We start from the raw sequence: 13,880 nt of genomic DNA, 5'->3' as shown, positions 1-13,880 counted from the left end.
ATGGCTATTGCAAAGATTATCGTGGATGTTCCCCTGATGCAGACGGACCAGCCATACAGCTACAAGGTCCCTGAGGAATTTGTAGAGATGCTGCAAGCCGGTATGCGGGTTCATGTCCCCTTTGGTAAAGGCAATCGTTTGATCCAAGGAATTGTGCTAGGCCTGGAGTCCCAGTTGGATGAAGAGGTGGCTGATCAGGACTTGAAGGAGATTGCAGAAGTGCTAGATTTTTCTCCTGTCTTGACTCAGGAGCAACTCTGGCTGGCTGAGGAGTTACGCAAGTCTGTCTTTTCTTACAAAATCTCCATCCTAAAAGCCATGCTTCCAGGTTTTTTAAATTCTAGCTATGATAAGATTCTTTATCCTCTGGAAGGTCTGAGTCAGGCAGACCGAGAGCGTCTGTTTGGTTCAGAAGATTCGCTCGCCTTTTCTTCTCTAGACCTTGCCAAGCAGGCAGAAATGATGCGCTTGACCAGGAAAGGGCTGCTCTGCTTAGAATACCAGGCAGTCGATCAAAAGAAGGTCAAGACCCAGTCTTGGTATGAGGTTGATGCTACTCAGCTAGAGAAGATTGAGATTTCTGCGCGTGCTAAGAAAAAGGCAGAGCTGAGAGACTATTTGCTGTCTCATCCTGAGAGTGCCCCTCTGGCTAGCTTGTTAGAATTCTACTCACGCGAGCAAGTCAACTTCTTTGTGGAGCATGGAGCTTTAACTTTAGTCCAAAAGGAAGTGCAACGCTCAGCTGCTTATTTCGAAGGCATTGAGGCCAGTCAGCCTTTGTCTCTGAACCCAGAACAAAGACAGGCGCGTGATGCCGTTGTCAGTGCTATTGGCAGTCAACAGCCTCCTTTCCTCCTTCAAGGAATTACAGGAAGTGGGAAGACAGAGGTTTATTTGCAGATTATCCAAGGAGCCTTGGACAAGGGTAAAACGGCCATTTTGCTAGTACCTGAGATTTCTCTGACGCCACAGATGACGGAGCGTTTTATTGCTCGATTTGGTGAGAAAGTGGCTATTCTTCACTCAGGCCTATCCAATGGTGAGAAGTACGACGAATGGCGCAAGGTTGAGCGTGGCGATGCCCAAGTTGTCGTTGGCGCTCGATCAGCTATCTTTGCTCCTTTGAAAAATCTAGGCGTCATGATTATCGATGAGGAACATGAAGCTAGCTACAAGCAAGACAGCAATCCCCGTTATCATGCTAGAGAGGTCGCCATTCTACGGGCCCAGTACAATCAAGCAGCCCTAGTCCTTGGCTCAGCGACACCGAGCTTAGAGAGCCGTGCGCGGGCTGGAAAAGGCGTCTATCAACACTTACGTCTGACCCAACGAGCTAATCCTTTAGCCACTATTCCTGAGGTTCAAGTGATTGACTTTCGTGACTATATCGGGCAGAATGAGACGTCAAACTTTACGCCTCCTTTGCTAGAGGCCATCCAAGACCGCTTGGATAAAAAAGAGCAGGTGGTCCTCATGCTCAACCGTCGGGGTTATTCTAGCTTTGTTATGTGTCGGGAGTGTGGGACGGTAGATAGTTGCCCCAACTGCGATATTTCTCTGACTCTCCACATGGATACCAAGACCATGAACTGCCATTACTGTGGTTTTTCCAAGGGGATTCCTCATGTCTGTCCCAACTGTCAGAGTCGCAGTATTCGTTACTACGGGACGGGGACTCAGAAAGCCTACGATGAGCTAGCAGAGGTCTTTCCTCAGGCACGCATTCTACGAATGGATGTGGATACGACCCGTAAGAAAGGTAGTCACCAAGCTCTTCTTGACCAGTTTGGCCGAGGGGAAGCAGACATCTTGTTGGGAACTCAGATGATTGCCAAGGGCTTGGATTTTCCAAATGTGACCCTAGTCGGAGTCCTCAATGCGGATACAGCCCTAAACTTGCCTGATTTCCGTTCCTCTGAGAGAACCTTCCAACTCTTAACCCAGGTGGCAGGCCGTGCAGGTCGGGCTGAAAAATCAGGGCAGGTCTTGATCCAGTCTTACAATCCTCAGCACTACGCTATTCGATTTGCCAAGGATCAGGATTACGAAGGCTTTTATGCCTATGAAATGGGAATTAGACGACAACTCGGCTATCCACCTTACTATTTCACCATTGGTATTACCCTTTCTCACAAGAAAGAAGAAGAGGTGGTCAAACGTGCCTATGAAGTTATGAACATTTTGCGGTCAGGCTTGTCAGAGACCAGTAAGATTCTCGGGCCAACACCCAAACCCATCGCCCGTACCCACAACCTCTATCATTACCAGATTTTAATTAAATACCGTTTAGAAGATGAGCTGGGACCGACTCTAAATCAGGTTCTTGCCTTGACTCAAGAACGAGAAAATAGTGAGCTCCGTCTCAGCATTGACCATGAGCCACAGCAATTTTTATAAGAAGGAGAAGATATGACAAAAATAATCTTTATGGGGACACCCGACTTTTCAGCAACCGTCTTAAAAGGACTTTTGACAGATGATCGTTACGAAATTCTAGCCGTTGTGACCCAGCCGGACCGCGCTGTCGGTCGTAAAAAAGTGATTCAAGAAACTCCAGTGAAGCAGGCTGCCAAAGAGGCTGGACTTCCTATCTACCAACCTGAAAAATTATCTGGAAGTCCAGAGATGGAAGCTATTATGAAGCTAGGAGCGGATGGAATTGTGACTGCTGCTTTTGGGCAGTTTCTCCCAAGTAAACTCCTTGATAGCATGGATTTTGCGGTCAATGTTCATGCCTCCCTTCTTCCTAAACACCGTGGTGGTGCGCCTATCCATTATGCCTTGATTCAAGGGGATGAGGAAGCTGGTGTGACCATTATGGAAATGGTTAAGGAAATGGATGCAGGAGATATGATTTCCCGTCGCAGTATTCCTATCACAGATGAGGACAATGTTGGAACCTTGTTTGAGAAATTAGCTGTCGTTGGTCGTGACTTGCTTTTGGACACTTTGCCTGCCTATATAGCTGGGGAAATCAAACCAGAACCGCAGGATCCAAGCCAGGTTAGTTTCTCTCCAAATATCAAGCCAGAAGAAGAAAAACTGGACTGGACTAAAACCAATCGTCAACTCTTCAACCAAATCCGTGGCATGAACCCCTGGCCTGTTGCCCATACTTTCCTTAAGGGCGACCGTTTTAAGATTTATGAAGCCCTACCAGTAGATGGTCAGGGAAATCCAGGTGAGATCCTCTCAATTGGTAAGAAAGAATTGATTGTCGCAACGGCAGAAGGGGCTCTATCCCTCAAACAAGTGCAGCCAGCTGGTAAACCTAAGATGGACATTGCTTCCTTCCTCAACGGAGTTGGACGCACATTGACTGTAGGAGAACGATTTGGTGACTAAAGTAGAAACGGCTAGAAGTATAGCCCTAGCGGTATTAGAGGATGTTTTTATCAATCAAGCATACTCAAATATCGCCTTAAATAAGCATCTCAAGGGAAGCCAACTTTCGCCGGCGGACAAGGGCTTGGTGACCGAGCTGGTATATGGAACAGTAGCCCGTAAATTGACTCTGGAATGGTACCTGTCCCACTTTATCGAGGATAGAGACCAGTTAGACAGTTGGCTCTATGTCCTTCTTCTCATGAGTGCCTACCAACTTCGCTATTTGGATAAGATTCCAGACCATGCTGTGGTCAATGAAGCAGTAGAATTGGCCAAAGTTCGTAAAAAAGGCAGCGAAAAATTGGTCAATGCTGTCCTTCGCCGTATCTTGCGTGAAGGTTGGCCAGATTTTGCTAGCATCAAACGCAAAAACAAACGTGATTCTATTGCTTATTCCCTTCCAGTTTGGTTAGTTGCTAAGCTCAAGGAAGAATACGGAGAAGAGCGAGCACAAGCCGTCTTTGAAAGTCTTCTGGTGCGCAACAAAGCCAGCATTCGTGTGACTGATTTAAGCCGAAAAGAGGAAATCCAAGCCTTGTTGGAGGCTAGTGATTCACCTTTGTCTCCTTCTGGTCTGGTTAAGGAGCAGGGGCACTTTGCAGGTCATGATTTGTTTGCGAAGGGAGCCATTACCATTCAAGACGAGTCCAGTCAATTGGTTGCTCCGACTTTGAATTTGCAGGGAGATGAGCGAGTGCTTGATTCTTGTGCGGCTCCGGGTGGGAAAACAGCTCATATAGCCTCTTATCTTACAACAGGTCAGGTTACTGCTCTGGACTTGTACGACCATAAGTTGGACTTAATTCAAGAAAATGCCCAACGTTTGGGGGTCGCAGAACGGGTTCAAACGCAAAAATTGGATGCCAGAAAGGTGCATGAGTTTTTTGGTCAGAATTCCTTTGACAAGATTTTAGTGGATGCTCCCTGTTCAGGAATCGGTCTTCTACGCCGGAAACCTGATATCAAATACAACAAAGAAACGGCAGATTTTGCATCCTTACAGGAAATTCAGCTAGAAATATTAGGTAGTGTTTGTCAAACACTAGGCAAAGGTGGTATAATAACTTATAGTACCTGTACTATTGTCTCAGAGGAGAACTTTCAAGTCGTACAGGCATTTTTAGAAAGTCATCCTGAATTTGAGCAGGTGAAACTAGAACATGAATGTAAGGATATCATGAAAGATGGCTGTATCCTCATCACTCCTGAATTGTATGGAAGTGATGGATTCTTCATTAGCCAATTTCGCAAGATATCAGATTAGGAAGGAACTAACACATGGAAATTTCATTATTAACAGATGTTGGTCAGAAACGAACAAATAACCAAGACTATGTCAACCACTATGTCAATAGAGCTGGGCGTACCATGATTATCCTAGCTGATGGTATGGGAGGTCATCGCGCAGGGAATATCGCTAGTGAGATGGCGGTAACAGACCTGGGTGTAGCTTGGGTTGATACACAAATCGATACGGTTAATGAAGTGCGTGAATGGTTTGCTAATAACCTTGAGATTGAAAATCAAAGGATTAACCAATTGGGACAAAATGAAGCCTATAAAGGAATGGGGACAACCCTTGAGGCTGTAGCCATTATTGATAATCAGGCTATCTATGCCCACATTGGGGATTCTCGTATCGGTTTGATTCGTGGAGAAGAATACCACCAGTTAACGAGCGACCATTCTTTGGTCAATGAATTGCTTAAGGCAGGTCAATTGACACCTGAAGAAGCTGCTAGCCATCCACAGAAAAATATTATTACCCAGTCAATCGGTCAAAAAGACGAAATTCAGCCTGATTTTGGAATGATCACCCTTGAGCCTGGGGACTATCTCTTACTCAATAGTGATGGCTTGACAAATATGATTTCAGGAAGTGAGATTTCTGATATTGTAACCAGCGATATTTCTTTGGAAGATAAGGCAGCAACCTTGATCCGTTTTGCCAACAATGCGGGTGGTTTGGACAATATCACAGTTGCTCTTATTGCTGTTAATGAGGAGGCAACAGAATGATCCAAATCGGCAAAATTTTTGCCGGGCGGTATCGGATTCTCAAACAGATTGGCCGAGGAGGCATGGCAGATGTTTACTTGGCTAAAGATTTGATTCTAGACGGGGAAGAAGTGGCGGTAAAGGTCCTGAGGACCAACTACCAGACAGACCCGATTGCTGTGGCTCGTTTTCAGCGGGAAGCGAGAGCCATGGCAGATTTGGACCATCCTCATATCGTTCGGATTACAGATATCGGTGAAGAAGAGGGACAACAGTATCTCGCAATGGAATATGTTGCTGGGTTAGACCTCAAACGCTATATCAAGGAACATCACCCTCTTTCAAATGAAGAAGCGATTCGAATCATGGGACAAATCCTTCTGGCTATGCGCTTAGCCCATACTCGAGGGATTGTTCACAGGGATTTGAAACCGCAAAATATCCTTTTGACCCCAGATGGGACTGCCAAAGTTACAGACTTTGGGATCGCAGTAGCCTTTGCAGAGACAAGTCTGACTCAGACCAACTCAATGCTAGGTTCCGTTCATTATTTGTCTCCAGAGCAGGCGCGTGGTTCTAAAGCAACTGTGCAGAGTGATATCTATGCCATGGGGATTATTTTCTATGAGATGCTGACAGGTCATATTCCTTACGATGGGGATAGTGCGGTTACCATCGCCCTCCAGCATTTCCAGAAACCACTGCCATCGGTTATAGCTGAAAATCCATCTGTGCCTCAGGCTTTAGAAAATGTTGTTATCAAGGCAACTGCCAAGAAATTGACCGATCGCTACAAATCAGTCGCTGAGATGTATGTGGACTTGTCGAGTAGTTTATCTAATAATCGTCGTAATGAACCAAAGCTAGTCTTTGACGATGCAACTAAGGCAGATACTAAAACTCTTCCTAAAGTTCCACAAAGTACTCTGACTTCTATTCCTAAAGCTCCGGTACAAGAGGGAAGACCTCAATCTAAGCCCCAGCTTCATCAGACAGAAAAACCAGTACCTAGTCCAAAGCCAACCAAACGGCGTCGCCTGAAAGCACGTTATCCAATTTTATTTGCGACCTTCTTGTTGGTTGTGGCATCTTTGGTATGGATTTTATATAGAACGCCCGCTACCATTGCCGTTCCAAAGGTGGCAGGTCAGACGGTTGCTGAGGCTAAAGAAGCGCTTAAGAAAGCCAATTTTGAGGTTGGTGAAGAAAAAACAGAGGCTAGTGATAAGGTTGAAGAAGGTCGTGTTATTCGTACCGATCCTGACGCCGGTACGACACGCAAAGAAGGAACAAAAATTAATTTGATTGTGTCTTCTGGTCAGCAATCCTTCCAACTTGGAAATTACCTCGGTAGAAAATCTAGTGATGTAGTAGCAGAATTGAAAGGCAAGAAGGTTCCAGAAAATCTGATTAAGATTGAGGAAGAAGAATCCAACGAAATCGAAGCTGGAACAATCATAAAACAAAGTTTACCGGAAGGAACAACCTATGATCTTAGCAAGGCAACTCAAATAGTTCTGACTGTTGCTAAAAAAGTAAATTCTATTTCAATGCCAAGTTATATTGGTTCAACTCGAGAATTTGCAGTTAATAATCTTACAGAGATATATGGAATTAAAAAAGCTAATATCGAAGTTGTAGAAGTGTCTACTGCTCCTGAAGGAACAGCTGAGGAGACTGTTGTAGAGCAAAGTCCAAAACCGGGTGGAAAAATTGATTTAGCCAGCACACGTATTAAAATTTCGATTTATAAACCCAAAACACCACCATCAAGTTCCTCTTCAACGTCAGTTCCACGTGGTAACCAAGGTTCACCTACTACTCCAAATCAAGGGAATCAACAAGGTGGCCATCAAGGAAATCAACAAGGAACGGTTCCTACTCCGACTCAACCAAATAGTGAAGGAAACCACGAAAATTCTCGTGATTAAACGAATCTTTGTCATGATTTCATGGCAAAGATTTTTTTTGACTCCGGATTTGTGATAGAATAGAGGGAGTTGATAAAAGGAGGCAAGCATGGAAGAATCAAAAGAATTAAATGCCGTCATCGATGTCATTATGTTAGCAGGAACCATTCTCCTTAAAAGTGGCTCAGAGATTCATCGTGTAGAAGATACCATGATCCGTATTGCGCATTCGCAGGGGATTGTGGATTGCAATGTTCTTGCCATGCCTGCCGCTATCTTTTTCTCCATTGAAAATACCAATATTTCGCGAATGAAACGCGTGACCTCCTCTTCTTATAACATTGAAAAAGTCTGCGATGTGAACCAGATTTCTCGTCAACTGGTTGGGGGGAAGATTGATTTAGAGACAGCCTTCAAGCAATTGAAGGCCTTGCAAGCCCAGCCCCTTCCCTATACTAAGTTGCAGGTAACTTTGGCTGCGACCTTTAGTGCTCCTTTCTTTTCAATTATGTTTAGTGGAAATATCTACGACGCACTTGGGGCAGGAGTGGCTACCTTATTTGGTTTTGCCTTTTCCCTCTATGTGGAGAAGTTTATCCGAATTCCCTTTGTGACAGCCTTTGCTGGAGCTTTTGTATTTGGGATGATTGCCCAGTTTTGGGCTCGCTACACAGGTTTTCCTTCAACGGCAGATTTGATTATAGCTGGTGCGGTCATGCCGTTTGTACCAGGGATTGCCTTGACCAATGCGGTTCGTGATATTATGACCAACCACATAAACTCTGGTATGAGTAAGATGTTTGAATCCCTGCTCATTACCCTTGCTTTAGGGGCGGGAACTTCTGTCGCCTTGGTATTGATGAATTAATATGACACTAACAACCTTTTTATTACAAGCAGTAGCAAGTCTTCTTGCTATTATCACTTTTTTAATTGTACTCAATGTTCAACGGTCTATGCTCTTACCAGGAGGAATTTTGGGCATGGCCGTCTGGCTAATTTATCTTTTGCTCAAGGAACCGACCAATGTTATTGTGGCTACTTTTATTGCAGCCATTATCGGTTCTTGTGTCAGCCAGATTTTAAGTATTCTTTATAAGACACCTGCTGTGGTCTTTATCTTGGCCATCTTGGCACCTCTGGTTCCGGGTTATCTCTCCTATCGGACAACTGCCTTTTTTGTGACGGGAGATTACAGTCATGCCATTGCTAGTGCAACCTTAGTTGTTATGTTGGCTTTGGTGATTTCCATTGGAATGGCTAGTGGAACAGTGATTCTCAGACTTTATTCTCACTTACGAAAACAGCATAATGGTTAGAATAATAAGAGACTTGATTTGGTGAATCAAGTCTTTTTTCTATCTTTTACTGCTATTTGTGATAAAATAGTATAGAACGATTTTTTACAATGAATGATAAAACAGAGGTAAATATGACAATCGGTATTGATAAGATTGGTTTTGCGACCAGTCAATATGTCTTGAAATTACAAGACTTAGCAGAAGCGAGGGGAATTGACCCTGAAAAATTAAGCAAAGGACTCTTACTCAAGGAATTGAGTATTGCGTCCCTAACTGAGGATATCGTGACCTTGGCGGCCAGTGCAAGTGATTCTATTTTAACTGAGCAAGAAAGACAAGAAATTGATATGGTCATTGTGGCTACCGAGTCAGGAATTGACCAGAGTAAAGCTGCGGCCGTCTTTGTGCATGGTTTGCTGGGCATCCAGCCCTTTGCTCGTAGTTTCGAGATTAAAGAAGCTTGCTATGGAGCGACAGCGGCCCTTCATTATGCCAAATTGCATGTGGAAAATTCTCCAGAGTCCAAGGTCTTGGTCATCGCAAGCGATATTGCCAAATATGGTATTGAAACTCCAGGAGAACCCACTCAGGGTGCAGGAAGTGTGGCTATGTTGATTACACAAAATCCACGTATTATGGCCTTTAATAATGACAATGTAGCTCAGACTCGTGATATTATGGATTTCTGGCGACCAAATTACTCGACAACTCCTTATGTAAATGGTGTCTATTCTACCCAACAATATCTAGATAGTTTGAAAACGACATGGCTTGAATATCAAAAACGCTACCAGCTAACTTTGGATGATTTTGCGGCTGTTTGCTTCCACTTGCCTTATCCTAAATTAGCGCTAAAAGGCTTGAAAAAAATCATGGATAAGAACCTGCCTCAAGAGAAAAAAGATCTCTTGCAAAAGCATTTTGACCAGTCTATTCTCTACAGTCAAAAGGTGGGGAATATCTACACAGGTTCACTTTTCCTTGGACTCTTGTCTCTCTTGGAAAATACAGATAGCTTGAAGGCTGGCGATAAAATTGCCCTTTATAGTTACGGAAGTGGTGCTGTGGCTGAGTTCTTCAGTGGTGAATTGGTTGAAGGATATGAAGCTTATCTGGATAAAGACCGTTTGAACAAGCTCAACCAACGAACTGCCCTGTCTGTTGCAGACTATGAAAAAGTCTTCTTTGAGGAAGTAGACTTAGATGAAACAAATTCTGCTCAGTTTACTGGCTATGAAAATCAAGACTATGCCTTGGTTGAAATTCTCGACCACCAACGCCGTTATAGCAAGGTTGAAAAATAATGAAGATAAGTTGGAATGGATTTTCTAAAAAATCATACCATGAGCGCCTTGAGCTGTTAAAAGCTCAGGCGCTCCTTAGTCCTGAGACCCAAGCGAGTTTGGAGCAGGATGAACAGATTAGTGTGACTGTGGCAAACCAGCTGAGTGAGAATGTAGTGGGAACTTTTTCTCTGCCTTATTCGCTGGTCCCAGAGGTTCTCGTTAACGGTCAGGAATACACAGTTCCCTATGTGACAGAAGAACCGTCCGTGGTTGCTGCAGCCAGCTATGCCAGCAAAATCATCAAGCGTACAGGAGGTTTTACCGCACAAGTCCATGAGCGTCAGATGATTGGGCAGGTGGCCCTTTATCAAGTTGCTGAACCAGATTTTGCCCAAGAGAAGATTGCCAGCAAGAAAGCAGAACTCTTGGAACTTGCCAATCAAGCTTATCCTTCCATTGTTAAACGCGGGGGTGGGGCGCGTGATTTGCATGTCGAGCAGATTAAAGGTGAAACAGACTTTCTCGTTGTTTATCTCCATGTCGATACCCAGGAAGCCATGGGAGCCAATATGCTCAACACCATGCTGGAAGCTTTGAAACCAGTCTTAGAAGAACTCAGCCAGGGACAAAGTCTCATGGGAATCCTGTCCAACTACGCGACCGATTCTCTGGTGACGGCAAGTTGTCGCATCGCCTTTCGCTACTTGAGCCGCCAAAAGGATCAAGGACGAGAAATTGCGGAGAAAATTGCGTTGGCTAGCCAATTTGCGCAAGCTGATCCTTATCGAGCTACTACCCACAATAAAGGGATTTTTAATGGTATTGATGCCATTTTGATTGCCATTGGTAATGACTGGCGTGCCATCGAAGCCGGGGCTCATACCTTTGCCTGTCGAGACGGACGCTATCAAGGTCTTAGTCAATGGACGCTGGACCTTGAAAGAGAAGAATTGGTCGGTGAAATGACCCTGCCCATGCCTGTAGCGACCAAGGGTGGTTCTATCGGCCTCAATCCTCGTGTAGCCCTTAGTCATGAGCTATTGGGAAATCCTTCTGCCAGAGAATTAGCTCAGATTATTGTTTCTACCGGGTTAGCCCAAAATTTTGCGGCCCTGAAAGCCTTGGTCAGCACAGGGATTCAACAAGGTCACATGAAATTGCAGGCCAAATCCTTAGCTCTCTTAGCAGGTGCCAGTGAATCCGAAGTAGCTCCCCTAGTCGAGCTCCTCATCGCAGATAAAACCTTTAACTTAGAGACAGCTAAGCGTCATTTAGAAAACTTAAGATTATAAAAAACTCAGACGAATTGGTCTGAGTTTTCTTGTACTTAAATGCTTTTTCCTGGTAAAAGAGTAACTGGTAAGAAGTAACCTGTTGTGGTGACTTCCTTGCCTTCAATCTTTTGCAAGAGAAGATCGACAGTGAGGCAGGCAATTTCTTCCAGAGGTTGCTTGATAGTAGCCAATTGAGGATAGTAATTCTCGATAAAGTAAGTCCCATCATAGCCGATGACTTTAAGCTCTTCAGGGACAGAAATGCCCAGTTCTTGAGCAATTTTAATGACCAGAATAGCTGTTAAGTCATCTGAAGCAAAGATGGCATCTGGCTTTTGTCGAGTCAAGATATTCTTGATTTCCATTTCTTTTCTGACGGGAGAAAAGTCACTGGAAACATTGATAATAGGAGCTTTGGGGAGTACAGAGGCAAAGCCGGCGTGGCGTAGTCCAGTTGGCGAATTGGAATTGTCATTCCCTGTAATCATGATGATAGATTGGGCACCTGTCTTAACCAAGGTCTGGGCCGCCAGAACTCCACCAGCATAGTTGTCAGAGGAAACGACAGGAATATCTGGTGACAGATTTCGGTCAAAGGAAATAATCGGTGCTGTCACGCGATTGTAGTCTTCAATTCCCAAGTTATGACTACCAGAAATGATGCCGTCCACCTGATTGGCTTCCAACATTTCGATGTATTCACGTTCCTTCTCAGAATCGTGCTCACTGTTGCAGATGATGGTCTTGTACCCATTTTTGAAGAGTTGATGTTCCAATTTATCAATCAATTCTGCGTAGAAAACATTGGAAATATTTGGGAAAATCAAGCCGATTAACTTAGCTGATTTTCCTTGTAAACTACGAGCTAGGTTGTTGGGTTTATAGCCCAATTCTCGCATGGCTTCATTTACTTTTTGAATGGTTTTTTCAGATAGATAGCCTTTTTTATTGATAACCCGAGAAACGGTAGTAGGGCTGACACCTGCAAGTTTTGCGACATCAGTTAGTTTTGCGACCATAATCTAATTCATAGTAAGTTCCAGTTGGGTTTCCAGATTTGATGAGGATCCCATTTTGGTCCGCATGTGGGAAGACACGACCAGAAAATACTTTTTCTCCTTTATTGATGAAAATTTCAAAGACAGAGTTATCGATGAAGATTGTAGCAGTAGTAGACTGATTCTCGATAGGGCAAGAGCGAGTTGTTCCAAATTCTTGGGCATACTGTTCACCAGCCTGGCTACGATCCACTGTCACTTGACCATTTACAAGGTCAAAGTTGATTGAAAGTCCCTTGCCTTCTTTATCAGCAAGTAAAACAATCTCGCTCTGGCTATTGGCTTCCAAGTTAAGTTCAAGTTCGTAAGTGTTATTGGTTTGGACACGGTTTGAGAAGGCTTCTTCAGAAGCACGAAGGTCCTTGATAGCTGCGACTGGGTATTGGTAGAGTTTGCCATCTTTGATAGTCAGTTCTTTAACCAAAGAGAAGGTTCCTTGGTGGTCAAAACGGTCAGATGGGTAGGAAACATCTGGTAATCCAAGCCAGCTAACTGCTAGAGCACGTCCGTCAGGAGCGTTAAAGGCTTGGGTTGCATAGGCTTCGAAACCATAATCCATGTTTTGAAGTTGAGACACATCTACCATTTTGGCATTTTCAGGGTCAAAGGAAGCCCCAATCTTATACATATTTGGATAGATATTGTCGTAATCTAGAACTTTCTTATCTAAACCTTGTGGGCAGTAAAGAAGGACAGGTTGCTCTCCTACAAAGACTAGATTTGGGCATTCCATCATGTAGGCAGTACGGTCGTTAGCAAAGTCAAGGTCGCCAACAGCTTGCCAGTTTGTGTAGTCGTTGTCAATAGCTTTGTAGAGACGAACGAACCCTTTTTTCTCCAAGTCCTGTCCACCGACGATAGCATAATATTGCCCCTTGAAGTTAAAAATTTGCGGATCGCGGAAGTGGTCAGTAGAGTCTGCTGGCTGGTCAATCAAGATCTTGTCAATCTTCGTAATCTTGCCATCCTTATCCATCAAAGCCCCAATCTGGTATGGGTGACGAATCCAGTTTTCATCACGGACATTTCCTGTATAGAATAGGAACAAGTTATCACCAAATTGCATAGCAGAACCAGAGTAGGCACCGTGGCTATCTAATGGAGTATCAGGCAAAACTTTGACTCCGGTTTCTGTGAAGTGAACCAAATCATCGCTTTCCAATTGCACCCAAGATTTCAAACCGTGGGCTGCACCAAAAGGAAAGTTTTGATAAAAAACAATCCACTTTCCATCAAAGTAAGAAAAGCCATTTGGGTCGTTGAGAAGTCCTGTTTTTGGCTCAACATGGTAATGAGTATGCCATGGAGATTGTGCCATATTTTCTTTTATATGTTGAATTTCTTCTTGCGTCCAATCTTGATAAAGTCTGTAACGACGCTCAGTTGTCCATTCCATTCATTCATTCCTCCAAAAATCTTATCACTTTTAATAGTAACCGTTTTCGACCGAAAAAGCAAGCCTTTTATGTTAAAAAAGAGAAAAAACTGTCAAACGTTTATCATAAAATAAATGCAGGAAACCGATCAATTTTTCAAGGAAATATGAAAGATAATGAAACAAAACCCGTTTAACCAAGATTTTAAACTTGTTTTTTTAAGGAACACCTGATAAAACAGTCAAAATCAATCAATCTAAAGCAAGCCAACTAAGTGGATAGAATATTTT

General features: G+C 43.8%; 11 protein-coding genes. 9 read left to right on the top strand and 2 right to left on the bottom strand.

The window, feature by feature from the left end; translation table 11 throughout:
- From N8M66_RS02980 to N8M66_RS02940, 9 genes are all read left to right on the top strand, one after another.
- Nucleotides 1-2,397, top strand: a complete 2,397-nt coding sequence (locus N8M66_RS02980; RefSeq protein ID WP_261045548.1) for a primosomal protein N' — start codon at nucleotides 1-3, stop codon at nucleotides 2,395-2,397.
- Between the two features lie 12 nt (nucleotides 2,398-2,409).
- A complete protein-coding gene (gene fmt / locus N8M66_RS02975) occupies nucleotides 2,410-3,345 on the top strand; it encodes a methionyl-tRNA formyltransferase (protein WP_070481856.1) in 936 nt (311 codons plus the stop codon).
- Nucleotides 3,338-4,651, top strand: a complete 1,314-nt coding sequence (gene rsmB / locus N8M66_RS02970) for a 16S rRNA (cytosine(967)-C(5))-methyltransferase RsmB (RefSeq protein WP_261045545.1) — start codon at nucleotides 3,338-3,340, stop codon at nucleotides 4,649-4,651. Before fmt ends, rsmB begins: the two co-directional genes overlap by 8 nt.
- A gap of 14 nt (nucleotides 4,652-4,665) precedes the next feature.
- Nucleotides 4,666-5,406 carry a Stp1/IreP family PP2C-type Ser/Thr phosphatase gene (locus tag N8M66_RS02965; RefSeq protein ID WP_125386218.1) on the top strand — a complete coding sequence of 247 codons (741 nt, stop codon included), beginning with the start codon at nucleotides 4,666-4,668 and terminating at the stop codon, nucleotides 5,404-5,406.
- Entirely contained in the window at nucleotides 5,403-7,316 is a 1,914-nt protein-coding gene (gene pknB / locus N8M66_RS02960; RefSeq protein ID WP_261045539.1) for a Stk1 family PASTA domain-containing Ser/Thr kinase, read from the top strand. The genes N8M66_RS02965 and pknB overlap by 4 nt, the downstream gene beginning before the upstream one ends.
- Nucleotides 7,317-7,404: 88 nt before the next feature.
- The gene (locus N8M66_RS02955; protein ID WP_261045537.1) at nucleotides 7,405-8,163 is read left to right on the top strand and encodes a threonine/serine exporter family protein; all 759 of its coding nucleotides are present in this window, start codon (nucleotides 7,405-7,407) and stop codon (nucleotides 8,161-8,163) included.
- A gap of 1 nt (nucleotide 8,164) precedes the next feature.
- Nucleotides 8,165-8,614 (top strand): threonine/serine exporter family protein, encoded by a 450-nt coding sequence (locus N8M66_RS02950; protein ID WP_020901615.1) that lies wholly within the window; start codon nucleotides 8,165-8,167, stop codon nucleotides 8,612-8,614.
- Nucleotides 8,615-8,727: 113 nt separating this feature from the next.
- Nucleotides 8,728-9,900 carry a hydroxymethylglutaryl-CoA synthase gene (locus tag N8M66_RS02945; protein WP_261045934.1) on the top strand — a complete coding sequence of 391 codons (1,173 nt, stop codon included), beginning with the start codon at nucleotides 8,728-8,730 and terminating at the stop codon, nucleotides 9,898-9,900.
- The gene (locus N8M66_RS02940) at nucleotides 9,900-11,174 is read left to right on the top strand and encodes a hydroxymethylglutaryl-CoA reductase, degradative (protein WP_261045536.1); all 1,275 of its coding nucleotides are present in this window, start codon (nucleotides 9,900-9,902) and stop codon (nucleotides 11,172-11,174) included. Before N8M66_RS02945 ends, N8M66_RS02940 begins: the two co-directional genes overlap by 1 nt.
- Before the next feature lie 35 nt (nucleotides 11,175-11,209).
- Here the strand turns inward: N8M66_RS02940 and N8M66_RS02935 are convergent, their stop codons facing one another.
- Nucleotides 11,210-12,175 carry a LacI family DNA-binding transcriptional regulator gene (locus N8M66_RS02935; RefSeq protein WP_261021794.1) on the bottom strand — a complete coding sequence of 322 codons (966 nt, stop codon included), beginning with the start codon at nucleotides 12,173-12,175 and terminating at the stop codon, nucleotides 11,210-11,212.
- The gene (locus N8M66_RS02930) at nucleotides 12,156-13,610 is read right to left on the bottom strand and encodes a glycoside hydrolase family 32 protein (RefSeq protein WP_261045534.1); all 1,455 of its coding nucleotides are present in this window, start codon (nucleotides 13,608-13,610) and stop codon (nucleotides 12,156-12,158) included. Before N8M66_RS02930 ends, N8M66_RS02935 begins: the two co-directional genes overlap by 20 nt.
- Nucleotides 13,611-13,880: the final 270 nt, after the last annotated feature.

The sequence above is a fragment of the Streptococcus mitis genome (assembly GCF_946188585.1).
GTDB classification, from domain to species: Bacteria; Bacillota; Bacilli; order Lactobacillales; family Streptococcaceae; genus Streptococcus; species Streptococcus mitis_DG.
This window is presented reverse-complemented; position numbering and strand designations above follow the sequence as displayed.